The organism is Pseudomonas sp. P4_C4 (assembly GCF_056402055.1).
The window spans coordinates 234,859-257,264 of sequence record NZ_JBFUID010000002.1 but is presented as its reverse complement, the minus strand read 5'-3'; the positions used below and the strand labels follow the sequence as shown (position 1 = coordinate 257,264).

28 protein-coding genes are annotated in these 22,406 nt (G+C 60.1%); 19 read left to right on the top strand and 9 right to left on the bottom strand.

Annotation, left to right across the window (positions count from 1 at the left end):
• Window positions 1–3: 3 nt before the first annotated feature.
• The 4 genes from AC1DXW_RS02800 to pilG form a co-directional block, all read right to left on the bottom strand.
• Window positions 4–2,064, bottom strand: a complete 2,061-nt coding sequence (locus tag AC1DXW_RS02800) for a methyl-accepting chemotaxis protein (protein ID WP_477752491.1) — start codon at window positions 2,062–2,064, stop codon at window positions 4–6.
• Window positions 2,065–2,220: 156 nt separating this feature from the next.
• Window positions 2,221–2,760 (bottom strand): chemotaxis protein CheW, encoded by a 540-nt coding sequence (locus tag AC1DXW_RS02795; protein ID WP_477752492.1) that lies wholly within the window; start codon window positions 2,758–2,760, stop codon window positions 2,221–2,223.
• Window positions 2,761–2,770: 10 nt separating this feature from the next.
• Entirely contained in the window at window positions 2,771–3,136 is a 366-nt protein-coding gene (pilH, locus tag AC1DXW_RS02790; RefSeq protein ID WP_007897961.1) for a twitching motility response regulator PilH, read from the bottom strand.
• A 57-nt stretch (window positions 3,137–3,193) separates the two neighbouring features.
• Window positions 3,194–3,598, bottom strand: a complete 405-nt coding sequence (gene pilG, locus AC1DXW_RS02785) for a twitching motility response regulator PilG (RefSeq protein WP_090451937.1) — start codon at window positions 3,596–3,598, stop codon at window positions 3,194–3,196.
• Between the two features lie 235 nt (window positions 3,599–3,833).
• On the opposite strand from pilG, the gene gshB reads away from it, so the two are divergent.
• From gshB to AC1DXW_RS02745, 8 genes are all read left to right on the top strand, one after another.
• A complete protein-coding gene (gene gshB / locus AC1DXW_RS02780) occupies window positions 3,834–4,787 on the top strand; it encodes a glutathione synthase (RefSeq protein WP_431758689.1) in 954 nt (317 codons plus the stop codon).
• Between the two features lie 64 nt (window positions 4,788–4,851).
• Window positions 4,852–5,751, top strand: coding sequence for a TonB family protein (locus tag AC1DXW_RS02775; protein ID WP_477752493.1), 900 nt, complete (start codon window positions 4,852–4,854; stop codon window positions 5,749–5,751).
• A gap of 123 nt (window positions 5,752–5,874) precedes the next feature.
• Window positions 5,875–6,447 (top strand): YqgE/AlgH family protein, encoded by a 573-nt coding sequence (locus AC1DXW_RS02770; RefSeq protein WP_477752494.1) that lies wholly within the window; start codon window positions 5,875–5,877, stop codon window positions 6,445–6,447.
• Entirely contained in the window at window positions 6,447–6,884 is a 438-nt protein-coding gene (gene ruvX / locus AC1DXW_RS02765; RefSeq protein WP_057398155.1) for a Holliday junction resolvase RuvX, read from the top strand. Before AC1DXW_RS02770 ends, ruvX begins: the two co-directional genes overlap by 1 nt.
• Window positions 6,885–6,966: 82 nt before the next feature.
• A complete protein-coding gene (gene pyrR, locus AC1DXW_RS02760) occupies window positions 6,967–7,470 on the top strand; it encodes a bifunctional pyr operon transcriptional regulator/uracil phosphoribosyltransferase PyrR (protein WP_448109664.1) in 504 nt (167 codons plus the stop codon).
• A 27-nt stretch (window positions 7,471–7,497) separates the two neighbouring features.
• Window positions 7,498–8,502, top strand: coding sequence for an aspartate carbamoyltransferase catalytic subunit (locus AC1DXW_RS02755; protein ID WP_007939362.1), 1,005 nt, complete (start codon window positions 7,498–7,500; stop codon window positions 8,500–8,502).
• On the top strand, window positions 8,499–9,770 hold the full coding sequence (locus tag AC1DXW_RS02750; protein ID WP_477752495.1) for a dihydroorotase: 1,272 nt from the start codon (window positions 8,499–8,501) through the stop codon (window positions 9,768–9,770). Before AC1DXW_RS02755 ends, AC1DXW_RS02750 begins: the two co-directional genes overlap by 4 nt.
• A 651-nt stretch (window positions 9,771–10,421) precedes the next feature.
• Complete coding sequence (locus AC1DXW_RS02745) at window positions 10,422–10,826, top strand: hypothetical protein (protein WP_477759744.1); 405 nt, start codon at window positions 10,422–10,424, stop codon at window positions 10,824–10,826.
• Window positions 10,827–10,922: 96 nt separating this feature from the next.
• Here AC1DXW_RS02745 and AC1DXW_RS02740 read toward each other — a convergent pair whose 3' ends face one another.
• On the bottom strand, window positions 10,923–11,342 hold the full coding sequence (locus AC1DXW_RS02740; protein ID WP_477752497.1) for an NINE protein: 420 nt from the start codon (window positions 11,340–11,342) through the stop codon (window positions 10,923–10,925).
• 251 nt (window positions 11,343–11,593) lie between these two features.
• Between AC1DXW_RS02740 and AC1DXW_RS02735 the strand changes: the two genes are divergently transcribed.
• The gene (locus AC1DXW_RS02735; protein WP_477752498.1) at window positions 11,594–12,214 is read left to right on the top strand and encodes a C40 family peptidase; all 621 of its coding nucleotides are present in this window, start codon (window positions 11,594–11,596) and stop codon (window positions 12,212–12,214) included.
• 69 nt (window positions 12,215–12,283) lie between these two features.
• Here the strand turns inward: AC1DXW_RS02735 and AC1DXW_RS02730 are convergent, their stop codons facing one another.
• Window positions 12,284–13,318, bottom strand: a complete 1,035-nt coding sequence (locus AC1DXW_RS02730) for a type IV pilus twitching motility protein PilT (RefSeq protein WP_477752499.1) — start codon at window positions 13,316–13,318, stop codon at window positions 12,284–12,286.
• Window positions 13,319–13,374: 56 nt separating this feature from the next.
• Here AC1DXW_RS02730 and AC1DXW_RS02725 point away from each other — a divergent pair, with 56 nt between their 5' ends.
• The 10 genes from AC1DXW_RS02725 (at window position 13,375) to AC1DXW_RS02680 (ending at window position 20,342) form a co-directional block, all read left to right on the top strand.
• Window positions 13,375–14,073 carry a YggS family pyridoxal phosphate-dependent enzyme gene (locus AC1DXW_RS02725; RefSeq protein ID WP_477752500.1) on the top strand — a complete coding sequence of 233 codons (699 nt, stop codon included), beginning with the start codon at window positions 13,375–13,377 and terminating at the stop codon, window positions 14,071–14,073.
• A 35-nt stretch (window positions 14,074–14,108) separates the two neighbouring features.
• Window positions 14,109–14,927, top strand: coding sequence for a pyrroline-5-carboxylate reductase (gene proC / locus AC1DXW_RS02720; protein WP_477752501.1), 819 nt, complete (start codon window positions 14,109–14,111; stop codon window positions 14,925–14,927).
• 24 nt (window positions 14,928–14,951) lie between these two features.
• Window positions 14,952–15,539, top strand: coding sequence for a YggT family protein (locus AC1DXW_RS02715; protein WP_477752502.1), 588 nt, complete (start codon window positions 14,952–14,954; stop codon window positions 15,537–15,539).
• Window positions 15,539–15,826: a DUF167 domain-containing protein gene (locus AC1DXW_RS02710; protein ID WP_008019963.1), complete on the top strand. Its 288-nt coding sequence runs from the start codon at window positions 15,539–15,541 to the stop codon at window positions 15,824–15,826. The genes AC1DXW_RS02715 and AC1DXW_RS02710 overlap by 1 nt, the downstream gene beginning before the upstream one ends.
• Window positions 15,827–15,985: 159 nt before the next feature.
• A complete protein-coding gene (metX, locus tag AC1DXW_RS02705) occupies window positions 15,986–17,125 on the top strand; it encodes a homoserine O-succinyltransferase MetX (RefSeq protein WP_008046479.1) in 1,140 nt (379 codons plus the stop codon).
• 7 nt (window positions 17,126–17,132) lie between these two features.
• Window positions 17,133–17,753, top strand: coding sequence for a methionine biosynthesis protein MetW (metW, locus tag AC1DXW_RS02700; protein ID WP_007975398.1), 621 nt, complete (start codon window positions 17,133–17,135; stop codon window positions 17,751–17,753).
• Window positions 17,754–17,779: 26 nt separating this feature from the next.
• Window positions 17,780–18,214: a DUF4426 domain-containing protein gene (locus AC1DXW_RS02695; protein WP_477752503.1), complete on the top strand. Its 435-nt coding sequence runs from the start codon at window positions 17,780–17,782 to the stop codon at window positions 18,212–18,214.
• Window positions 18,211–18,807 carry an RdgB/HAM1 family non-canonical purine NTP pyrophosphatase gene (gene rdgB, locus AC1DXW_RS02690; RefSeq protein ID WP_477752504.1) on the top strand — a complete coding sequence of 199 codons (597 nt, stop codon included), beginning with the start codon at window positions 18,211–18,213 and terminating at the stop codon, window positions 18,805–18,807. The genes AC1DXW_RS02695 and rdgB overlap by 4 nt, the downstream gene beginning before the upstream one ends.
• Complete coding sequence (gene hemW / locus AC1DXW_RS02685; protein WP_477752505.1) at window positions 18,804–20,009, top strand: radical SAM family heme chaperone HemW; 1,206 nt, start codon at window positions 18,804–18,806, stop codon at window positions 20,007–20,009. Before rdgB ends, hemW begins: the two co-directional genes overlap by 4 nt.
• A 9-nt stretch (window positions 20,010–20,018) precedes the next feature.
• Window positions 20,019–20,342: a DUF3392 domain-containing protein gene (locus tag AC1DXW_RS02680; protein WP_007987827.1), complete on the top strand. Its 324-nt coding sequence runs from the start codon at window positions 20,019–20,021 to the stop codon at window positions 20,340–20,342.
• A 161-nt stretch (window positions 20,343–20,503) separates the two neighbouring features.
• Here AC1DXW_RS02680 and trmB read toward each other — a convergent pair whose 3' ends face one another.
• Genes trmB through thiS form a run of 3 tightly spaced genes read right to left on the bottom strand, consistent with a single transcriptional unit; the run spans window position 20,504 to window position 22,294 of the window.
• Window positions 20,504–21,229, bottom strand: coding sequence for a tRNA (guanosine(46)-N7)-methyltransferase TrmB (gene trmB / locus AC1DXW_RS02675; RefSeq protein WP_477759743.1), 726 nt, complete (start codon window positions 21,227–21,229; stop codon window positions 20,504–20,506).
• 9 nt (window positions 21,230–21,238) lie between these two features.
• The gene (locus tag AC1DXW_RS02670; protein WP_007975390.1) at window positions 21,239–22,033 is read right to left on the bottom strand and encodes a thiazole synthase; all 795 of its coding nucleotides are present in this window, start codon (window positions 22,031–22,033) and stop codon (window positions 21,239–21,241) included.
• 60 nt (window positions 22,034–22,093) lie between these two features.
• The gene (gene thiS, locus AC1DXW_RS02665; RefSeq protein ID WP_477756878.1) at window positions 22,094–22,294 is read right to left on the bottom strand and encodes a sulfur carrier protein ThiS; all 201 of its coding nucleotides are present in this window, start codon (window positions 22,292–22,294) and stop codon (window positions 22,094–22,096) included.
• Between the last annotated feature and the right edge of the window lie 112 nt (window positions 22,295–22,406).

Sequence of the window (22,406 nt, the reverse complement as noted above, 5' to 3'; positions counted from 1 at the left end):
GATTCACGCTTTGTCCACAGCCTGCGCCTTGGCCGCCGGCAAGGTGAAACCGGACACCGAACGACGCAACTGACTGGCCATTTTCGCCAGGTTGCCGATGCTGTCGGCCGTGGCGGTGGAACCCGATGAGGTCTGCGAGGTGATCTGCTGGATCACGTTCATCGTCAGGGAAATCTGACCGGCCGACGACGTCTGCTGTTGCGCCGCATTGGAAATGCTCTGGATCAACGCCGCAAGTGTCTTGGACACGCCTTCGATTTCTTCCAGGGCCACACCTGCATCCTGCGCCAGACGGGCGCCGCGCACCACTTCGGTCGTCGTCTGTTCCATGGAGATGACCGCTTCGTTGGTGTCGGTCTGGATCGCCCGCACCAGGGTTTCGATCTGCCGGGTGGCAGCGGATGAGCGCTCGGCCAGGCGCTGCACTTCATCGGCGACCACGGCGAAACCGCGACCGGCGTCACCGGCCATGGACGCCTGGATGGCCGCGTTGAGGGCAAGGATGTTGGTCTGGTCGGCAATGTCATCGATCAGGCTGACAATGTCGCCGATTTCCTGGGACGACTCGCCCAGGCGCTTGATGCGCTTGGCGGTGTCCTGAATCTGCTCGCGAATGTTGTCCATGCCGTGGATGGTGTTGTGCACCACCTCGTTGCCCTTGTTGGCGATTTCCACCGAGCGTTCGGCAACCGCCGAAGATTCCGCTGCGTTGGCCGACACCTGGTCGATGGACTCGGCCATGTCGTTGATGGCCATGGATGCCTCGGAAATCTGCTGGGCCTGATGTTCCGACGCCTGGGCCAGATGCATGGCGGTGGCCTGGGTTTCCTGCACGGCGGCGGCGACCTGGCCGGCGGTGAGGTTGATGGTCGCGACCAGATCGCGCAGCTGGTCGACGGAGTAATTGATCGAGTCGGCGATGGTGCCGGTAAAGTCTTCGGTCACCGAGGCCGTCACCGTGAGGTCGCCGTCGGCCAGGTCTTCGATCTCGTCGAGCAAGCGCATGATCGCGTTCTGGTTACGCTCGTTTTTCTCGGCGGTTTCGTGCAACTGACGATTGGTTTCGCGCACCATCACCATGCCGATCAGGATGATCGAAGCCAGCGCCAGCAAGCCCAGCACATAACCGCCTATGGTGTCGGTGGTGCGCCCGCCGACCATGTTTTCGAACCCGCTGGCCAGGTGTGAGGCTTCGTCGAGCAGGGTTTGCGACAGGCTGAAAATGTTCGAGGCCGATTCGCGGACCTTGAACAGCTCCGGTGAGGTTTCGAGGATCTCGTCCACCGAACCCGATACGAATTCGAACAGCTCGGAGATTTCCGCGAGACGCGCACGGGCGTCACGATCCTCGACCTGGCTGACCTTGAGCGCCGGGTCGCCCTGGAGCATGCCGTTGAGCACCTTGCCAAACTGCGTTGCGTCACGCCCGAATGCATCGGCGGCCTGCTGTGAATTTTCGTCGCCGGCCAATACTGTGTTGACCGCGCCGAGGATCCGCTCGGCCAGCAGCGACTGGCGCTGGGCCATGGCCACCTGGGCCGCCGGGGCGCCCCGTTGCAGGAGGATCTCGACGACTTTTTCGTACTCGACCTGCAACTGCGGCACGGTTTCGGCCAGGGTCGCGGCGACCTGATGCAGCGACAGTACGGTTTGCTCGCTGGAAAGAATCGCATCGGTGTTTTTCAGCAGGCGCTCCCAGTCCTGTTGCACCGCGCGCATCTCCGGACGCACGGTAGCAGGGGCCGGCGGCAGGCCGGTGGCCGGGTCGCCTTTCTTCAGGTAACCCCAGCGCTGGGCAAAATCGTTGCGCGCATCGCTGAGCAACTTGAACGCGGCAGCCTTGCCGGCGGCGGCTTCGGTGGCGTTCTTGGCGATACGCTGGGACAGCACGCGCAGTTCGCCCGCGTGGCCGATGTACTGTTTGTCGTAGGTAGCCTGGGTGTTGAGGTACGCGAAGTTGGCGAACAGCAGCATGATGAAGACGATCAGCGCGATGAACAGCACGATAATCTGCGACCGGCTGCGCGACCCTTCCAATGGCTTGCCTGCTTTTGCTTTTATCATCGGTCCTCGCCTGTTAACCCACACCTTCCAAGACTTGCCGAGGAACCTGTGGGAGCGAGCTTGCTCGCGATAGCGGTGTGTCAGTCGACATTAATGCTGGCTGCAAGTCCGTCATCGCGAGCAAGCTCGCTCCCACAAGGTTCTCTGTTGCTCCAACTACACCGCGACGTTCATGAACCCCTGGGACTGCGCCAACGCAAACGGGCTGAACACCTGCCAACACTGCTCGCGCTGAAACCGGCCTTTGACGAACGCCGCCACTGGCCCGTGCAGCTGGTCTGCCGGCACCGGCTCCAGGCTGTCCTGGGCAAAGTGCTGGAGGCCGAAGACTTCATCGACCAACAACCCGGCAAACACCTCTTCATGTTCCACCACCAACACCCGCCGCTGCCGGCGCACCGCCGAAAGCTCGTGCCCGAAGAAACCGCACAAGTCCATGACCGGCAGCAAACGCCCGCGCAGGTTGGCGACACCCTTGACCCAGGGTTTGACCCCCGGTAGCTGAGTGAAGCGCGGTTCGTGCAGGACTTCGCTGACTTCGCTCATGGGCGCGACATACCAGTGCTCGCCCAGGCGAAAACCGATGCCGCTCCAGCTGTCCCGCCGGGGTGGCTGGGACGGCAAGTCCGCCGCCAGCAAACGACATCGCCGGTCGATTTGCAGCAGCAGTTCAAAAGCCGTCAGCGACTCGTTCATGACCTGACGATCAACCGGCCAGCACGTTATTCAGGGTCTTGATCAGGGTGTCTTCATCGACCGGCTTGGTCAGGTAATCCTTGGCGCCCTGGCGCGTGCCCCAGACCTTGTCGGTTTCCTGGTCCTTGGTGGTGATGATGATCACCGGGATGTGTCCGGTTTCCGGATCCTTGGTGAGCTGACGGGTCGCCTGGAAGCCGTTGAGGCCGGGCATGACAATGTCCATCAGCACCGCGTCGGGTTTTTCCTGGCGGGCCAGGGCCACACCGTCGGCGCCGTTTTCGGCTTTCAACACTTCATGACCGTGCTTTTCCAGCATGCCGGTCAGTTTGTACATTTCGGTCGGCGAATCATCGACGATCAGAATACGTGCCATGGTCTTCCCCATTCTTGTCGACGCCGGGCCCGATGGCCGAGCGTCACTGTGCGTGTCCTACTGCGGCAAAACGGCGGCGAAGCCAGGAACATGGGCCTGGATCGCATCAAGCAATTCTTCCTTGCTGAAAGGCTTGGTCAAAAACTGGTCGGAGCCGACGATACGCCCCTTGGCCTTGTCGAACAGCCCGTCCTTGGACGACAGCATGATCACCGGCGTGGACTTGAACGCGCTGTTGTTCTTGATCAGGGCGCAGGTCTGATAGCCATCCAGGCGCGGCATCATGATGTCGACAAAGATGATGCCGGGATGGTTGTCGACAATCTTGGCCAGGGCATCAAAACCGTCGATGGCCGTGATGACCTCACAACCCACGTTCTTGAGCAGCGTTTCGGCGGTGCGACGGATCGTCTTCGAATCGTCGATCACCATGACCTTCAAGGCGCTGGGGTGCTGTTCCATAAAATGCTCTACCGTCGCCTTTGCGAAACAAATTGTCCGTTTGCCGGTTAACGCGGCTCGAAACCCTTGATGCTCAAGGGCCGGCACGACATGGCAGCCTTTTTAGCACAGTCTCCAAAACCAATCTATCGGCCGACCCGCAAGGTGGTTTTTCCTTGACCGGGAACACACTCAGCGCCACTCTGACGCCACTTTTTTCATACCGATCCGGTAGCCAATTTTCGAGGAAAACCCAATGAGCGTTCGCGTCGGGATTGTCATGGACCCTATCGCCAGCATTTCCTATAAGAAGGATAGCTCGCTGGCCATGCTGCTGGCCGCGCAAAAGCGTGGCTGGGAGCTGTTCTACATGGAACAGCGCGACCTGTATCAGGGCGAAGGTCAGGCGCGGGCGCGGATGCGTCCGCTGCAGGTGTTCGCCAACCCGGAAAAATGGTTCGAACTGGGCGCCGAAAGCGACGCGCTGCTGAGCGATCTGGACGTGATCCTGATGCGCAAGGATCCGCCGTTCGACATGGAGTTCGTCTACTCCACTTATCTGCTGGAACAGGCCGAGCGCGCCGGTGTGCTGGTGGTCAACAAGCCGCAAAGCCTGCGCGACTGCAACGAAAAACTGTTCGCCACACTGTTCCCTCAGTGCACGCCGCCGACCATCGTCAGCCGTCGCCCAGACGTCCTGCGCGAATTCGCCGACCACCATGGCGATGTGATTCTCAAGCCGCTGGACGGCATGGGCGGCTCCTCGATTTTCCGCCACACCGCCGGCCACCCGAACCTCTCGGTGATTCTCGAAACCCTGACCTTGCATGGCCAGCAGCAAATCATGATCCAGGGCTACTTGCCGGCCATCGTCGATGGCGACAAGCGCATCCTGATGATCGACGGCGAGCCAGTGGATTATTGCCTGGCACGGATTCCGGCCCAGGGCGAAACCCGTGGCAACCTCGCCGCCGGCGGCCGTGGCGAAGCCCGCCCGCTGACCGACAAAGACCGCTGGATCGCCGCGCAAGTCGGCCCGACCCTGCGTGAAAAAGGCCTGTTGTTCGTTGGCCTGGACGTGATCGGCGAGCACCTGACCGAGATCAACGTCACCAGCCCGACCTGCATTCGCGAGATTGATAATGCGTTTGGCACCGACATCGGCGGCCTGTTGATGGATGCCATCGATCAGAAGCTCAAGGCACGTTGATTAGCCAAACCAACATTGCGTTATCATGCGCGGCCTGTGAAAACGCGATGTTGGTTTCCTTGTCATGACCCTCCCGTCCGATCTGCCTGCCGAACTCGCCCACCGTGGCGTGCGCCCGGCCGATCGCCTCGGTTTTACCCTGTTTCTGGCGGCGCTGATCCACCTGGCCTTGCTGTTGGGTGTCGGGTTTGCAGTGGTCGAACCCAAGCAGATCAGTAAAACCCTGGAAATCACCCTCGCCACCTTCAAAAGCGAAAAGAAGCCTGAAAAGGCCGACTTCCTCGCCCAGCAGAATCAGCAAGGCAGCGGCACCCTGGATAAAAAGGCGATTCCCAAGACCACCGAGGTCGCGCCGTTCCAGGACAACAAGGTGCAAAAGGTCACGCCACCGCCGGCCGCCAAGCCTGAAACGCAGGAAGCTTCGCCCAAGGCTGCCGTGACCACCGTGGCACCGAAACCGAAAAAAGCCCCCGCCAAGACCGAGGAGCCCAAGACCGAGGTCAAATCCCAGGTCCAGGCACCGACGTTCGACAGTGAGCAACTGTCCAGCGACATCGCCAGCCTCGAAGCGGAACTGGCCGCCGAACAACAGCTGTACGCCAAGCGCCCGCGCATCCACCGCTTGAGCGCAGCATCGACCATGCGCGACAAGGGCGCCTGGTACAAGGACGAATGGCGCAAGAAAGTCGAGCGCATCGGTAACCTCAATTACCCTGACGAAGCGCGGCGCAAACAGATCTACGGCAACTTGCGCCTGATGGTGTCGATCAATCGCGACGGTTCGCTGTATGAAGTGCTGGTGCTGGAGTCCTCAGGCCAGCCGCTGCTGGACCAGGCGGCGCAACGGATCGTCCGGCTGGCGGCACCGTTTGCGCCGTTTACCGGGGATTTGTCGGATATTGACCGGCTGGAGATCATCCGCACCTGGAAATTTGCCCGTGGGGATAGACTTTCCAGTAATTAAAAGATCGCAGCCTTCGGCAGCTCCTACAGATGTACACATTCCCCTGTAGGAGCTGCCGAAGGCTGCGATCTTTTGGCTCGTTCAAGCTTGTCAGTTTGCCCCTCGAACGCCACACTAGCGCACATGAAAAACGTCAGCCCCAGCTACCTCAAGCATCAATTCCTGATCGCCATGCCACACATGGCCGACCCGAACTTTGCGCACACCTTGACCTACATCGTCGAGCACACGGCCAATGGTGCCATGGGGCTGGTGGTCAACCGTCCGCAAGAGCTGAACCTGGCCGATATCCTTGAGCAATTGCGCCCGGATATCGAACCGCCTGCGCTCTGCCAGCATGTGCCGATTTTTATCGGCGGCCCGGTGCAGACCGATCGCGGCTTCGTCTTGCACCCTAAGGGGCTGACTTTCCAGGCAACCGTTGATCTGGAAGACGAGTTATCCCTGTCGACCACCCAGGACATACTGTTCGCCATCGCTGACGGCGTCGGCCCGGCAAAAAGCCTGATTGCCCTCGGCTACGCCGGTTGGGAAGCCGGCCAGCTTGAAGCCGAACTGGCGCAGAACGCCTGGCTGAACTGCCCGTTCGACGCCGACATCCTGTTCAATACCAGCAGTGAGTTGCGCCTGGAAGCGGCGGCCAAGCACCTGGGCATCAACCTCAGCCTGCTGACCAGCCAGGCGGGGCACGCCTGATGGCCCTGCGGCTGATTCTCGGATTCGACTACGGCACCAAACAGATTGGTGTTGCGGTCGGCCAGGTGGTGACCGGCCAGGCCCGCGAGCTGTGCACGCTGAAAGCGCAGAACGGCATTCCTGACTGGAACCAGGTCGAAGCCCTCATCAAAGAGTGGAAACCCGATGCCGTGGTGGTCGGCCTGCCGTTGAACATGGACGGCACCCCCAGTGACATGTGCGCCCGCGCGGAAAAGTTCGCCCGGCGCCTGAACGGCCGCTTCAACCTGCCCTTCTATACCCACGATGAACGCCTGACCACCTTCGAGGCCAAGGGCGAACGCCTGGCTCGTGGCGGCCAGAAAGGCAGTTACCGCGACAACCCGGTCGATGCCATCGCCGCCGCCCTGCTGCTGCAAGGCTGGCTCGACGAGAATGGCGCGCTGTTCGAATCCTGAAGAGCCGCTACGCGCCTCTATTAGCTACAACAACCCGAGCCACCTTGCGCACAAGCCGGCTCGGGCCCAAGAAGGAGCAACCATGAGCCTGCCCAATCCCGCCGAACTGATCAGCCAGATGGCCACGCGCCTGAAGGCCCACCTGGAGCACCGTGGCATCAGCGACCCGCGTTTCATCGGCATCCGTACCGGCGGCGTCTGGGTGGCCCAAGCCCTGCTCAAGGAATTGGGCAGCGATGAGCCCCTCGGCACCCTGGACGTGTCCTTCTACCGCGACGATTTCAGCCAGAACGGCCTGCACCCGCAGGTTCGCCCTTCGGCGCTGCCGTTCGAGATCGAAGGCCAGCACCTGGTACTGATCGACGACGTACTGATGAGCGGCCGGACCATCCGCGCCGCCATGAACGAACTGTTCGACTACGGCCGCCCGGCCAGCGTGACGCTGGTGTGCCTGCTGGATCTGGACGCCGGCGAATTGCCGATCCGCCCGAACGTGGTGGGCGCCACCCTGTCGCTGGCGGCCCACGAACGGGTGAAGCTGTCCGGCCCCGAGCTCGCGCTCGAACTGCAAGACCTCGCCCTTTAATTCGCCCTATTGAGAGTCCCCCTTGCGATGACGCCTCTAGAAACCAAGCGCCCGCTGCAGCTCAATGATCAGGGCCAGCTGCGCCACTTCCTCTCGCTCGACGGTTTGCGCCGCGAGCTGCTGACGGAAATCCTCGACACCGCCGATTCCTTCCTCGAAGTCGGCGCCCGGGCCGTCAAGAAGGTCCCGTTGCTGCGCGGCAAGACCGTGTGCAACGTGTTCTTCGAGAACTCGACCCGCACCCGCACCACCTTCGAACTGGCGGCCCAGCGGCTCTCGGCGGACGTGATCACCCTCAACGTGTCCACCTCGTCGGCGAGCAAGGGCGAAACCCTGCTCGACACCCTGCGCAACCTGGAAGCCATGGCCGCCGACATGTTCGTCGTGCGCCACGGTGATTCAGGTGCCGCTCACTTCATCGCCGAGCATGTCTGCCCACAAGTGGCGATCATCAACGGCGGCGACGGCCGGCACGCGCACCCGACCCAGGGCATGCTCGACATGCTGACCATCCGCCGGCACAAGGGCGGGTTCGAAAACCTTTCGGTGGCCATCGTCGGCGACATCCTGCATTCGCGGGTCGCGCGTTCGAACATGCTGGCCCTGAAAACCCTCGGTTGCCCGGACATCCGCGTGATCGCGCCGAAAACCCTGCTGCCGATCGGCATCGAGCAGTATGGCGTGAAGGTCTACACCGACATGACCGAAGGCCTGAAAGATGTCGACGTGGTGATCATGTTGCGCCTGCAGCGTGAACGCATGACCGGCGGCCTGCTGCCGAGCGAAGGCGAGTTCTACCGCCTGTTCGGCTTGACCACCGCGCGCCTGGCCGGTGCCAAGCCCGATGCCATCGTGATGCACCCGGGGCCGATCAACCGTGGCGTGGAAATCGAGTCGGCAGTGGCCGACGGCCCGCATTCGGTGATCCTCAACCAGGTGACCTACGGGATCGCCATTCGTATGGCCGTGCTGTCCATGGCCATGAGCGGGCAGACTGCCCAGCGCCAATTCGAGCAGGAGAACGCCCAGTGAAGCTCAGCATTCTCGGCGCCCGCGTGATCGATCCGGCCAGTGGCCTGGATCAAGTGACCGATATCCACATTGAAGCCTGCAAAGTCGTCGCCCTTGGCACTGCGCCAGCCGGTTTTGTCGCCGTCGACACAATCGACGCCAAAGGCCTGGTGGCCGCTCCCGGCCTGGTAGACCTCAACGTTGCCCTGCGCGAGCCGGGTTACAGTCGCAAAGGCTCGATCGTCAGCGAAACCCGCGCAGCGGCGGCTGGCGGCGTGACCAGCCTGTGCTGCCCGCCGAAGACCAAACCGGTGCTGGACACTTCCGCGGTGGCCGAACTGATCCTCGACCGTGCCCGCGAGGCCGGCAACACCAAAGTCTTCCCGATTGGCGCCCTGAGTAAAGGCCTGGACGGTGAACAGCTCGCCGAACTCGTCGCTCTGCGCGATGCCGGTTGCGTGGCCTTCGGCAATGGCCTGGAGAGTTTCCGCAACACCCGCACCCTGTGCCGGGCGCTGGACTACGCAGCGACCTTCGACCTGACGGTGATTTTCAACTCCCAGGATCACGACCTGGCCGAGGGTGGCCTGGCTCACGAAGGCCCGACCGCCAGCTTCCTGGGCTTGCCGGGCATTCCGGAAAGTGCCGAGACCGTCGCCCTGGCCCGCGATCTGCTGCTGGTTGAACAGACCGGCGTGCGCGCACACTTCAGCCAGCTCACCAGCGCCCGCGGTGTTGAATTGATCGCCCAGGCTCAGGCCCGAGGCCTGAAGGTGACCGCGGATGTCGCCCTGTACCAGCTGATCCTTACCGACGAAGCGCTGATCGACTTCAGCAGCCTGTATCACGTCCAACCGCCGCTACGCACCCGCGCCGACCGCGAAGGCCTGCGCGCAGCGGTGAAATCGGGGGTGATCTCGGCCATCTCCAGCCATCACCAACCCCATGAGCGTGACGCCAAACTGGCACCGTTCGGCGCGACCGAGCCAGGCATCAGCAGCGTTGAACTGCTGCTGCCACTGGCAATGACCCTGGTCGAAGATGGCTTGCTGGACCTGCCGACGTTGCTCAAACGCCTGAGCGCCGGCCCTGCCGAGGCCTTGCGCCTGCCGGCAGGCAAACTGGCGGTGGGTGGTGCGGCGGACATCGTGCTGTTCGACCCGGCGGCCTCGACCGTGGCGGGTGAAAGCTGGCTGTCCAAGGGCGAAAACTGCCCGTTCTTTGGCCACAGCCTGCCGGGTGTGGTGCGTTACACATTGGTGGATGGGCGAATCAGCCACCAGGCTTAAAAACAAAAGATCGCAGCCTGCGGCAGCTYCTACAGGGAAATGCATATTCCCGTGTAGGAGCTGCCGCAGGCTGCGATGTTTTGATCTTCGCTTATCGTCTCCGCGCGTTACGCACAGAAACCTGTTCATTCAACGTCCAGAAGTCATATAGCCCTCCTGCCCTTCCTCCACTGCCTTTCTCCAAACAGCACATCCGCATCAAGAATATTTCTACAAGCGATGGTAAATAAAACTATCCAATGAACAGATGCTTCTGACTTCTCACCATCTGCACGAAAAGAACCTCACAACATACAGAAACTTCCTACAAAGTTATTGAGTGCAGATTCAAAATCCATCATTTAGTATAAATACAGCACAAGGAAAATCACTACACCCCCCCTGAATACAAAGACTATAAAAACAAGGAGCAACGGGAAATTCAGGCGGCTTTACAGTTAATCCTGGGTTCACTTGGGGAACCTATGGGACTGCAGATTGGCAGGGCGCAGGTGAAGCCATCATCACCAACGACGGGCAAACTTACTCACTGCCACTGTGCGACGGCCCCGTCATCTCCCCAGCCGAAATGGATATGTTCCATGATTGGCTAGAATGAAAAACGGTATAAAAGCCTTTACTTATGAGCTTCTGCATTCAGGAAGAGCCAACATGAAGCCTCTCTACAAACACCTGAACTACATCTACCCAGTGCTTTTAGCGATCACCTCCAGTGTAGCAATATTTATTTTAGAAAATAATTTGAGCACAGGCATTTACAACATAGATCGAGACTCAATTGGAATACCAATAGGTGCAATCCTGATTGCAGGCTTAACATTACTTACACTTCATCTAATGCAAATACTCTTATACAAAAAAGCCCGCACACACCGCACGAACGGAACCTTAATAAAAGCATCAGCGTTGATAATTGCATTTGCATCACTTGCGATTCTCGCTGACAGCATAAATTACTGGGCTACTCCAAACCACCTCATCATTTCAACTTTATACAGCATCAGTACAATTGCATTTGCAACACTTCAACTTCAACTGCTAAAAGCATTTCAATAGTCATTCACAGGCTATGACTCAAGCAGACGAATAGCAGGATCAGCCACCAGACGTAAAACCCTGTGGCGAGAGGGCATGCCCCCTCGCCACATTTAATCAACGACTCTGCGCATTACGCACCGACACCTGATCATTCAACGTCCAGAAGTCATACAGCACGCCAACAAAGAACAACCCGCCCGTCAGCAAGTACAGCAACCCACTGATCCATTTCCCCTGATACATCCGGTGCACGCCAAACACCCCGAGAAACGTCAGCAGAATCCACGCCACGTTGTATTCGATCGGCCCGGCGGTGAACCGCAGGTCCGCTTCACGGTCCATGGACGGGATCAGGAAGATGTCGATCAGCCAACCGATCCCCAGCAAGCCAAAGGTGAAGAACCAGATCGTCCCGGTCACCGGCTTGCCGTAATAGAAGCGGTGAGCGCCGGTAAAACCGAAAATCCACAGCAGGTAACCGATCACTTTGCTGTGGGTGTCTTGCTGCTGGACAGCCTGTTGATAGGGGTTCATGAATGGCCTCGATTCACACGATAGATAAATATTCTTTAATTCTTTGTGACTTTTTTACAGGCATCCGACGTATGGCAAATGCTACCTTCACTCCCGTCAAAGCCTTGTAACACCGGACTTCTGTCCGACAATTGCGTCATTTTGCCGCTTTTTTGCCACCATTGCCCTCCAGATTGAATCGACCAACGGCCTCGGAAGCGGCAAAAAAGCTGTTATAAAGTTGCGCGCTAACTTATTAAGAGCCTTGCCTAATGCGTTCATTTTTCAAGACATGGCTAACCATTTGCCTTTTGATGCCACTGGCCGCCCACGCCACCAATCGTGAGCAACGTCTTCCTAACGTTAATGGTTACACCCCAAAATCCCATGCCTCTGCTCCTTCGAGCAAAGACAAAAAATCCGCTAAATATGCTCCAAGCCTGGCCAGCAGCAAAAGCGGCCTGGTTCCACCGATGGGCACCAAGGAAAGCAGCGACGTGCTGAGCCGCGCCGTGAACGTCCTTGGCACTCCCTATCGTTGGGGTGGCAGCAGCCCAAGCAAAGGCTTCGATTGCAGCGGCCTGGTGAAGTACGCGTTCAACGACGCTACGTTCGACCTGCCACGCACCTCCAATGCCATGGCCAGCGGTCATGGGGAAAAAGTCGATCGCAACGACCTGAAGCCGGGCGACCTGATTTTCTTCAACATCAAGAGCCGTCGGGTCAATCACGTCGCCATTTACCTGGGCAACGATCGCTTCATCCACGCGCCACGTCGCGGCAAGTCGGTGTCCATCGACACTTTGAATAAACCGTACTGGGAAAACCACTACGTGGTTGCCAAGCGGGTTCTGCCGAAAGAGCCGAATCAGTTGCGGGTTGTTCAGCGCTGATTGAAGCAAGATCAAAGGATCGTCCGAAGGCTCGGGCCGCGTTCGGACGATCTTTTGCTTTCAGGGCCATCAAAACCCATCCGGTGACCGCGCCTTCTCCCGCGCATGGTCACGACTGATCAAGCCCTTGGTCACCAGGTCCTTCAAGCTCATATCCAGCGTCTGCATGCCCAGCGCCCCTCCCGACTGAATCGCCGAGTACATCTGCGCCACCTTGTCCTCGCGGATCAGGTTCCGGATCGCCGACGTCCCCAGCATGATTTCGTGGGCCGCGATGCGCCCGCCGCCGATCTTCTTCACCAGGGTCTGGGACACCACCGCCAGCAGCGACTCGGAGAGCATCGATCGCACCATCGACTTCTCGTCCCCCGGAAACACGTCCACCACACGATCGATGGTTTTCGCCGCCGACGTGGTGTGCAGCGTGCCGAACACCAGATGACCGGTTTCGGCGGCGGTCAACGCCAGGCGAATGGTCTCCAGATCGCGCATCTCGCCCACCAGAATCACATCCGGGTCTTCCCGCAGCGCCGATCGCAAGGCGGTGGCGAAGCTGCGAGTATCGCGATGGACTTCACGCTGGTTGATCAGGCACTTGCGCGGCTCATGGACAAACTCGATAGGGTCCTCGATGGTGAGGATGTGGTGATGGCGATGGGAATTGAGGTAATCGATCATCGCCGCCAGCGTGGTGGACTTGCCGGAACCGGTCGGGCCAGTCACCAGCACCAGGCCACGGGGCGCGTCGGTCATTTTGCGAAACACGTCCCCCATGCCCAGTTCGTCCATGCCCTGCACTTTCGACGGGATGGTACGAAACACAGCGCCCGCGCCACGGTTCTGATTGAACGCATTGACCCGAAAGCGCGCCACACCGGGCACATCAAAGGAAAAATCGGTTTCCAGATGTTTCTCGAAATCCACCCGCTGGGCGTCATTCATGATGGCATGGATCAGCGTCTGCACCTGTTGGTGATCCAGGGCCGGCAGATTGATGCGCCGCACATCACCGTCAACCCGAATCATCGGCGGCAGGCCGGCAGACAGGTGCAGGTCGGATGCGCCCTGTTTCGCGCTGAATGCCAGCAGTTCGGTGATATCCATAGCGCCCCTCAATTCCAGTAGAATGCCGCGAACCTTCAGACCGCTGGCGCCTCTTGATGTCCACCATAGCAGACAACATTCTCGAAGTTAGTTCGCGCATCCATGCCGCAACACTCGCCGCCAACCGCGGTGAAAACAGCGTCCATCTGCTGGCCGTGAGCAAGACCAAACCCGCACAAGACCTACGTGAAGCCTACGCCGCCGGCCTGCGCGACTTTGGCGAGAACTACCTGCAGGAAGCGCTGGGCAAGCAGCTCGAACTGGCCGACCTGCCCTTGATCTGGCACTTCATCGGCCCCATTCAATCGAACAAGACTCGTGCTATCGCCGAGCACTTCGACTGGGTGCATTCCGTGGATCGTCTGAAAATCGCACAACGCCTGTCCGAACAACGTCCCGCCGATTTGCCGCCCCTGAACATCTGCATTCAGATCAATGTCAGCGGTGAAGCCAGCAAATCCGGCTGCACCCCGGCTGACCTGCCGGCCCTGGCCAACGCCATCAGCGACCTGCCGCGCCTGAAACTGCGCGGGTTGATGGCAATCCCCGAGCCGACTGAAGATCGCGCTGCCCAGGATGCCGCTTTCGCTGCCGTGCAAAGCCTGCAAGCCAGCCTGAATCTGCCGCTCGACACACTTTCCATGGGCATGAGCCACGACCTCGAGTCAGCCATTGCCCAGGGTGCCACTTGGGTGCGGATCGGTACCGCCCTGTTTGGCGCTCGCGGCTCTTCACAAATGCACGGCCAGCCATGAGCCATGGCCGACACCTCTCTTTATAAGGACCTGACATGAGCAAAATGCGTATTGCCTTTATCGGTGCCGGCAACATGGCAGCCAGCCTGATCGGCGGCCTGCGGGCCAAGGGTCTGGAAGCCGCACAGATCCGCGCCAGCGATCCGGGCGAAGAAACCCGCGCCCGCGTGAGCGCTGAACATGGCATCGAAACCTTCGCCGACAACACCCAGGCCATTGATGGCGCCGACGTCGTTGTCCTGGCGGTCAAACCCCAGGCGATGAAAGCCGTTTGCGAAGCCATTCGCCCAAGCCTCAAGCCCAATCAACTGGTGGTTTCGATTGCCGCGGGCATCACCTGCGCCAGCATGAACAACTGGCTCGGCGCCCAGCCGATCGTGCGCTGCATGCCCAACACCCCGGCGCTGGTGCGTCAGGGCGCGAGCGGCCTGTTCGCAACAGCCGAGGTGACAGCCGAACAGCGTCAGCAGGCCCAGGAACTGCTGTCCGCCGTCGGCATCGCCCTGTGGCTGAATGAAGAGCAGCAACTGGACGCCGTCACCGCCGTTTCCGGCTCGGGCCCGGCGTATTTCTTCCTGTTGATCGAGTCCATGACCGCCGCCGGTGTGAAACTCGGCCTGCCGGCGGACATCGCCGCGCAACTGACCTTGCAAACCGCCTTGGGCGCCGCCCACATGGCGGTCTCCAGCGACGTCGACGCCGCCGAGTTGCGCCGCCGTGTCACCTCGCCTGCGGGCACCACGGAAGCTGCAATCAAGTCGTTCCAGGCCAATGGCTTTGAAGCCCTGGTCGAACAAGCACTCAGTGCTGCCGCGCATCGCTCGGCCGAGATGGCTGAGCAACTCGGTCGCTAATCAGCTCTTACAAAGGAATCAACGATGCTTGGACTCAATGACGCTGCCATTTTCATCATTAAAACCCTTGGCAGCCTGTACCTGCTGATCGTACTGATGCGCTTCATCCTGCAACTGGTTCGGGCGAATTTCTACAACCCGCTCTGCCAGTTCATCGTCAAGGCCACGCAACCACTGCTCAAGCCTCTGCGCCGGGTCATCCCGAGCATGTTCGGGCTGGACATGTCGTCACTGGTACTGGCGCTGATCGTGCAGATAGTGCTGATGGCGGTTATCCTGCTGCTCAAAGGCTTCGAGGTCGACTTGCTGCTGTTGGTGCCTTGGGCTCTGATCGCCCTTTTCTCGCTGTTTTTGAATGTTCTGTTCTACGCGATGATCATCAGTGTGATTCTGTCCTGGGTTGCACCGGGCAGCCATAACCCTGGCGCAGAACTGGTCGCTCAGATCACTGAGCCGGTCCTTGCACCGTTCCGCCGGATCATCCCTAACCTGGGTGGTCTCGACATCTCGCCGATCTTCGCGTTCATTGTGATCCAGTTGCTGCAAAGCTGGCTGATCCCGCGCCTTGCGTACTTTGCCTTCATGCCGCAGGGGCTGCTCGGCCTGATCTGATGAGCTACTTTCGTTGGGACGGTGACGACCTGATTCTGGAGTGTCACCTGCAACCGGCAGCCCGCAGTGATGATTTTTGCGGGCTGCACGGCGATCGCCTGAAGATTCGCCTGACCGCGCCGCCAGTCGAGGGCAAGGCCAACGCCTATCTGATGGCGTTTCTGGCCAAGGCCTTTGGCGTGTCCAAGAGCCAGGTCAGCCTGATCAGTGGTGAGTTGAACCGGCAGAAACGGGTGCGGATCTGTTCACCGAAGAAGCTGCCGGATTTGCCCGGACTGGAACGCTGAACCTACTGTAGGAGCTGGCTTGCCAGCGAAGGCGGCGTGACTGACACACCGTGACATCTGGTTCGCCGGCAAGCCGGCTCCTACAGTGGGCAAGGGTTAGCTTGCTGCTAGGGGCAGCGATCTTTAGACTTACGCCTCATTTCAATGAGAGCAGGGTCGATGCCAGCTGCCTTTCCCCCCGATTCTGTTGGTCTGGTGACGCCGCAAGTGGCGCACTTCAGCGAACCCCTGGCGTTGGCCTGCGGACGTTCGCTCCCGGCCTATGACCTGATTTACGAAACCTACGGCACGCTCAACGCCACGGCGAGCAACGCCGTGCTGATCTGCCATGCCCTGTCCGGTCACCACCACGCCGCCGGTTACCACAGCGCCGACGACCGCAAGCCCGGTTGGTGGGACAGCTGCATCGGCCCCGGCAAGCCGATCGACACCAGCAAGTTCTTCGTGGTCAGCCTGAACAACCTCGGCGGCTGCAACGGTTCCACCGGCCCGAGCAGCATCAACCCGGACACCGGCAAGCCGTTCGGCGCCGACTTCCCGGTGTTGACCGTCGAAGATTGGGTGCACAGCCAGGCGCGCCTGGCGGATCGCCTCGGTATCGCCCAGTTCGCGGCCGTGATCGGCGGCAGCCTCGGCGGCATGCAGGCGATGCAATGGAGCATCACCTACCCAGACCGCATCCGTCACTGCCTGGCCATCGCCTCGGCACCCAAGCTGTCGGCACAGAACATCGCGTTCAACGAAGTGGCGCGCCAGGCGATTCTCACCGACCCGGAATTCCACGGCGGTTCGTTCCAGGAACACAACGTGATCCCCAAGCGCGGCCTGATGCTGGCGCGGATGGTCGGGCACATCACCTACCTGTCCGACGACTCCATGGGCGAAAAATTCGGCCGAGGGCTGAAGAGCGAAAAGCTCAACTACGACTTCCACAGCGTCGAGTTCCAGGTTGAAAGCTACCTGCGCTATCAGGGCGAAGAGTTCTCCGGACGCTTCGATGCCAATACGTATCTGTTGATGACCAAAGCGCTCGATTACTTCGATCCGGCGGCGAACTTCGACGATAACCTGGCAAAAACCTTTGAAGGTGCCAAGGCCAAGTTCTGCGTGATGTCGTTCACCACCGACTGGCGCTTCTCTCCTGCCCGCTCGCGGGAACTGGTGGACGCGCTGATGGCCGCGCGCAAGGACGTCTGCTACCTCGAGATCGACGCACCGCAAGGCCACGACGCCTTCCTGATTCCGATCCCGCGCTACCTGCAGGCATTCGGCAATTACATGAACCGCATTACGTTGTGAGAAAGCCATGAGAGCTGATCTGGAAATCATCCAGGAATGGATCCCCGCCGGCAGCCGCGTGCTCGACCTCGGGTGCGGCGATGGCGAACTGCTGACCTGGCTGCGCGATAACAAGCAAGTCACCGGTTATGGCCTGGAAAACGACGCCGACAACATCGCCGAGTGCGTGGCCAAGGGCATCAACGTCATCGAACAGGACCTGGACAAGGGCCTGGGTAACTTTGCCAGCAACAGTTTCGACATCGTGGTCATGACCCAGGCGCTGCAAGCTGTGCACTACCCGGACAAGATCCTCGAGGAAATGCTGCGCGTGGGCCGGCAGTGCATCATCACTTTCCCGAATTTCGGTCACTGGCGCTGCCGCTGGTACCTGGCGAGCAAGGGCCGCATGCCGGTTTCCGAGTTCCTGCCCTACACCTGGTACAACACGCCGAACATTCACTTCTGCACCTTCGCGGACTTTGAAGCCTTGTGTCGCGAACGTGAAGCGAAGGTCATTGATCGGCTTGCCGTGGATCAACAGCATCGGCACGGGTGGGCCAGTAAGCTATGGCCTAATCTGTTAGGTGAGATCGGAATCTACCGGGTCAGCAGCCCGGGACTTTCCGACCACAAGGTCGCAGTCTGATCCACCCTATTTCAAGGAGAACGATCATGGGTCGTCTAGCGTTGTTTCTACTCACTGCCTGCCTGAGCGTCACCGCCATGGCCGCTGACGCCATCAAAGGCGAGCGCCAGGAAACCTTCGGCGACGTGACAGTGCACTACAACACCTTCAATTCCACCTATCTGACACCGGACATTGCCAAGTCCGCCGAACTGATCCGCAGCAAGAATCAGGGCGTGATCAACATTTCGGTCCTCAAGGAAGGCAAGCCACAGATGGCCCAGGTGAGCGGCTCGATCAAAGACCTGACCAGCCAGACCGTGCCACTGCAGTTCAAACAGATCACCGAACAAGGCGCGATCTACTACATTGCGCAATATCCAGTGGATCAGCAGGAAGTCCGCACCTTCGACATCAAGGTGCAGACCGGCGACAAGATCAACACCATCAATTTCAACCAAGAGCTCTTCCCCGGCCAATGATCAACTTCACGCAGCTCGTATTGGCCAGCCATAACGCCGGCAAACTCAAGGAACTCCAGGCCATGCTCGGCGAGTCGGTGCATCTGCGCTCGATTGGCGAGTTCAGCAGCGTCGAGCCTGAAGAAACCGGCCTGTCGTTCGTCGAAAACGCCATCCTGAAGGCCCGCAATGCCGCGCGCATTTCCGGCCTGCCGGCGCTGGCCGACGATTCCGGGCTGGCGGTGGATTTCCTGGGCGGCGCGCCAGGCATCTACTCGGCGCGTTATGCCGACGGCAAGGGCGATGCGGCGAACAACGCCAAGTTGCTCGACGTGTTGAAAGACGTACCCGAAGCCGAACGTGGCGCGCAGTTCGTATGCGTGCTGGCCTTGGTGCGCCACGCCGATGATCCGCTGCCGATCCTCTGTGAAGGTTTGTGGCACGGGCGAATCCTGACCCAGGCCAGCGGCGAACACGGTTTTGGCTACGATCCGCTGTTCTGGGTGCCTGAGCGTGATTGCTCCAGCGCCGAACTTAGCCCAAGCGACAAGAACCAGATCAGCCACCGCGCCCGTGCAATGGATCTGCTGCGCCAGCGTCTGGGCTTGAAATGACCCGTGAATCATCCGCGTCGCCGCTGATCTTCGGCGGCGATGCACAATCGCCTCGGGCAGCCCTGTCTGTGCTGCCGCCGCTGGCGCTGTATATCCATATCCCGTGGTGCGTGCGCAAATGCCCTTATTGCGACTTCAACTCCCACACCGCCAGCCCCGTGCTGCCGGAAGAAGAGTACGTCGACGCCTTGCTGGCCGATCTCGATCAGGACCTGCACGCCGTTTATGGTCGTGAGCTGAGCTCGATTTTCTTTGGTGGCGGCACACCAAGCCTGTTCAGCGCTGATTCGCTGGGTCGCTTGCTCAAAGGCGTCGAACAACGCATCCCGTTTGCCAGCGACATCGAAATCACGCTGGAAGCCAATCCGGGGACGTTCGAGCAAGACAAGTTCGTGGCGTACCGGAAACTGGGGATCAATCGCCTGTCGATCGGCATCCAGAGCTTTCAGCAAGAAAAGCTCGAGGCCCTGGGGCGGATCCACAACGGCGACGAAGCCGTACGTGCCGCCGGCATGGCGCGGCAGGCCGGGTTCGACAACTTCAACCTGGACTTGATGCATGGCTTGCCGAATCAGTCCCTGGACGATGCCCTGGCGGACCTGCGCACAGCCATCGCCCTGAAACCGACACACCTGTCGTGGTATCAACTGACCCTGGAACCGAACACGGTATTCTGGAACCAGCCGCCGACGCTGCCGGAAGACGACACGCTCTGGGACATCCAGGAAGCCGGACAAGCGCTGCTGGCTGAACATGGTTACGCGCAATACGAAGTCTCGGCCTACGCCCTGCCCGGTCGCCCGGCGCGCCACAACCTCAATTACTGGAGTTTTGGCGACTTCATTGGCATCGGCGCCGGCGCCCATGGCAAGCTCAGCCATCCGGACGGGCGCATCATTCGCACCTGGAAGACCCGCCTGCCGAAGGATTACCTGAATCCGGCCAAGAGCTTCCTGGCTGGCGAGAAAGCGCTGGGCAACGATGAAATGCCGTTCGAATTCCTGATGAACGCGCTGCGCCTGACTGAAGGCGTCGAATCGCGGCTGTACCCGGAACGTACCGGCATGACGCTGGAAAGCCTTGCTGAAGGCCGCCGTGAAGCCGAACAAAGCGGCCTGTTGCAGGTCGAACCGTCACGTCTGGTAGCCACGATGCGCGGACAACTCTTCCTCAACGACTTGCTGCAGAAATTTCTGACATAAGGAAATCGAATGGATTTGGTACTCGACCTGCTTGCCACCGTGTCTCGCTGGAGCCGCAGCAACCTCTCGGAAATCGCCTTGGCCCTGGTGGGCTGCCTGCTGGTGCTGTTTGGTGCGGATTTCAAAGGCTGGGTCGAGCAGCGTCTGGGCAGCATCGCCGGCGCGTTGCGCGTGCCACTGATGTCCCTGCTGTGCATGATCGGCAGCGGTGCGGCGCTGATCTACGCCACGCCATGGGTCGTGCGCGGCTTGAGCCAGTTCAACAACTACAGCCTGGCGCCGGTGTTGTTGGTGGTGTTGGTGTTGATTGGCGTGGTCGCTGACCGCCGCTGATCTTCGGGCATACCTAAAACAACTGCGGGAGCGACGGTGCGACGATTCGACTTGCTCGCGATGGCGGCCTGACAGTCAACAGAGATGTTGAATTTGATGGCCTCATCGCGAGCAAGTCGAATCGTCGCACCGTCGCTCCCACAGTTTGTATTGGGTGATGCTTAGGACTGCTTCTCGAACTTCAAATCCCACACGCCATGCCCAAGACGTTCGCCACGGCGTTCGAACTTGGTGATCGGCCGCTCGGCCGGGCGCGGAACGCACTTGCCGTCTTCAGCGAGGTTGCGGTAGCCCGGCGCGACGCTCATCACTTCCAGCATGTATTCGGCGTACGGTTCCCAGTCGGTGGCCATGTGCAGAATGCCACCGACCTTCAACTTGCTGCGCACCAACTCGGCGAAGGACGCCTGAACGATACGGCGCTTGTGGTGACGGCTCTTGTGCCACGGGTCCGGGAAAAACAGCATCAAGCGATCGAGGCTGTTATCGGCCACGCAGCGGTTGAGCACTTCGATCGCATCGCAATCGTAGACCCGCAGGTTGGTCAGGCCTTGCGTCAGCACACCATTGAGCAGCGCGCCGACACCCGGACGGTGAACCTCGACGCCGATGAAATCCTGCTCCGGCGCAGCCGCTGCCATTTCCAGCAACGAATGGCCCATGCCGAAACCGATTTCCAGCGAGCGCGGTGCCGAGCGACCGAACACCTGGTCGAAATCCACCGGCGCGTCTGCCAGCGGCAGCACGAACAGCGGAGTGCCCTGCTCCAGGCCCTTTTGCTGGCCTTCGGTCATGCGCCCGGCGCGCATCACGAAGCTCTTGATGCGGCGGTGTTGGCGCTCGTCGCCTTCTTCCGTCTGGATTGGCGTGTCGTTCGATTCAGTCATCAATGGCTCTTACTTGATCAGACCATCCAGCGGCGAAGAGGCGCTGGCATAGAGTTTTTTCGGCATGCGGCCGGCGAGGTAAGCCAGGCGGCCTGCGACGATCGCATGTTTCATGGCTTCAGCCATCATGACCGGCTGCTGGGCGTGGGCAATGGCCGAGTTCATCAGCACTGCATCACAGCCCAGCTCCATGGCGATGGTGGCGTCGGACGCAGTACCGACACCGGCATCCACCAGCACCGGAATCTTGGCTTCTTCCAGGATGATTTGCAGATTGTACGGGTTGCAGATCCCCAGGCCCGAACCGATCAGACCAGCCAGCGGCATGACGGCGATGCAGCCGATTTCCGCCAGTTGCCGGGCGATGATCGGGTCATCGCTGGTGTAGACCATCACGTCGAAGCCTTCCTTGACCAGCGTTTCGGCGGCCTTGAGGGTTTCAATCACGTTGGGGAACAGGGTTTTCTGGTCGGCCAGCACTTCCAGCTTCACCAGGTTGTGGCCATCGAGCAGCTCACGGGCCAAGCGGCAGGTGCGCACGGCTTCGATGGCGTCGTAGCAACCGGCGGTGTTCGGCAGGAAGGTGTAGCGATCCGGCGACAGCACTTCGAGCAGGTTCGGCTCGCCCTCGATCTGGCCAAGGTTGGTGCGGCGCACGGCGAAAGTGACGATCTCGGCACCTGAGGCTTCGATTGCCAGGCGGGTTTCTTCCATGTCACGGTACTTGCCGGTACCGACCAGCAAACGCGACTGGTAAGTACGACCGGCCAGGACGAAAGGCTTGTCGCTGCGAACGATGCTCATGGGAAATCCTCTGTAGGGGTGAGGTACTTGCAGAATTCTGTGGCCACGCGGCCGAGGCTACTAGCCGCCGCCGATGGCGTGCACCACTTCGACGTTGTCGCCGTCGTTCAACGCGGTGTCTGCATGCTGACTGCGCGGGACGATATCCAGATTGAGTTCCACCGCCACCCGGCGTCCGGCCAGGTCCAGACGGTTCAGCAGGGCCGCAACGGTTTCACCGTCGGGCAGTTCAAAGGATTCGCCGTTCAACTGAATGCGCATGCCGGATGCCGCCATCATTTTTAGGGGCAGGCATTCTAGCCCGATCAGTCAGGCCGACCCAAGCCATTCGTCTTGAAACTCGATCCTGTAGGAGCTGCCGCAGGCTGCGATC

Excerpts from the sequence above, each read along its gene's own strand:
- proC (WP_477752501.1), top strand. The coding sequence starts at position 14,109 with ATGAGCAAAATGCGTATTGCCTTTATCGGTGCCGGCAACATGGCAGCC.
- AC1DXW_RS02800 (WP_477752491.1), bottom strand. The coding sequence starts at position 2,064 with ATGATAAAAGCAAAAGCAGGCAAGCCATTGGAAGGGTCGCGCAGCCGG.
- AC1DXW_RS02670 (WP_007975390.1), bottom strand. The coding sequence starts at position 22,033 with ATGAGCATCGTTCGCAGCGACAAGCCTTTCGTCCTGGCCGGTCGTACT.
- AC1DXW_RS02770 (WP_477752494.1), top strand. The coding sequence starts at position 5,875 with ATGAAAAACGTCAGCCCCAGCTACCTCAAGCATCAATTCCTGATCGCC.
- AC1DXW_RS02740 (WP_477752497.1), bottom strand. The coding sequence starts at position 11,342 with ATGAACCCCTATCAACAGGCTGTCCAGCAGCAAGACACCCACAGCAAA.
- thiS (WP_477756878.1), bottom strand. The coding sequence starts at position 22,294 with ATGCGCATTCAGTTGAACGGCGAATCCTTTGAACTGCCCGACGGTGAA.
- metX (WP_008046479.1), top strand. The coding sequence starts at position 15,986 with ATGCCAGCTGCCTTTCCCCCCGATTCTGTTGGTCTGGTGACGCCGCAA.
- hemW (WP_477752505.1), top strand. The coding sequence starts at position 18,804 with ATGACCCGTGAATCATCCGCGTCGCCGCTGATCTTCGGCGGCGATGCA.
- AC1DXW_RS02680 (WP_007987827.1), top strand. The coding sequence starts at position 20,019 with ATGGATTTGGTACTCGACCTGCTTGCCACCGTGTCTCGCTGGAGCCGC.
- metW (WP_007975398.1), top strand. The coding sequence starts at position 17,133 with ATGAGAGCTGATCTGGAAATCATCCAGGAATGGATCCCCGCCGGCAGC.
- AC1DXW_RS02735 (WP_477752498.1), top strand. The coding sequence starts at position 11,594 with ATGCGTTCATTTTTCAAGACATGGCTAACCATTTGCCTTTTGATGCCA.
- AC1DXW_RS02775 (WP_477752493.1), top strand. The coding sequence starts at position 4,852 with ATGACCCTCCCGTCCGATCTGCCTGCCGAACTCGCCCACCGTGGCGTG.
- AC1DXW_RS02725 (WP_477752500.1), top strand. The coding sequence starts at position 13,375 with ATGTCCACCATAGCAGACAACATTCTCGAAGTTAGTTCGCGCATCCAT.
- AC1DXW_RS02715 (WP_477752502.1), top strand. The coding sequence starts at position 14,952 with ATGCTTGGACTCAATGACGCTGCCATTTTCATCATTAAAACCCTTGGC.
- rdgB (WP_477752504.1), top strand. The coding sequence starts at position 18,211 with ATGATCAACTTCACGCAGCTCGTATTGGCCAGCCATAACGCCGGCAAA.
- AC1DXW_RS02695 (WP_477752503.1), top strand. The coding sequence starts at position 17,780 with ATGGGTCGTCTAGCGTTGTTTCTACTCACTGCCTGCCTGAGCGTCACC.
- ruvX (WP_057398155.1), top strand. The coding sequence starts at position 6,447 with ATGGCCCTGCGGCTGATTCTCGGATTCGACTACGGCACCAAACAGATT.
- AC1DXW_RS02730 (WP_477752499.1), bottom strand. The coding sequence starts at position 13,318 with ATGGATATCACCGAACTGCTGGCATTCAGCGCGAAACAGGGCGCATCC.
- AC1DXW_RS02745 (WP_477759744.1), top strand. The coding sequence starts at position 10,422 with ATGAAGCCTCTCTACAAACACCTGAACTACATCTACCCAGTGCTTTTA.
- pyrR (WP_448109664.1), top strand. The coding sequence starts at position 6,967 with ATGAGCCTGCCCAATCCCGCCGAACTGATCAGCCAGATGGCCACGCGC.
- trmB (WP_477759743.1), bottom strand. The coding sequence starts at position 21,229 with ATGACTGAATCGAACGACACGCCAATCCAGACGGAAGAAGGCGACGAG.
- pilG (WP_090451937.1), bottom strand. The coding sequence starts at position 3,598 with ATGGAACAGCACCCCAGCGCCTTGAAGGTCATGGTGATCGACGATTCG.
- AC1DXW_RS02795 (WP_477752492.1), bottom strand. The coding sequence starts at position 2,760 with ATGAACGAGTCGCTGACGGCTTTTGAACTGCTGCTGCAAATCGACCGG.
- gshB (WP_431758689.1), top strand. The coding sequence starts at position 3,834 with ATGAGCGTTCGCGTCGGGATTGTCATGGACCCTATCGCCAGCATTTCC.
- AC1DXW_RS02710 (WP_008019963.1), top strand. The coding sequence starts at position 15,539 with ATGAGCTACTTTCGTTGGGACGGTGACGACCTGATTCTGGAGTGTCAC.
- pilH (WP_007897961.1), bottom strand. The coding sequence starts at position 3,136 with ATGGCACGTATTCTGATCGTCGATGATTCGCCGACCGAAATGTACAAA.
- AC1DXW_RS02755 (WP_007939362.1), top strand. The coding sequence starts at position 7,498 with ATGACGCCTCTAGAAACCAAGCGCCCGCTGCAGCTCAATGATCAGGGC.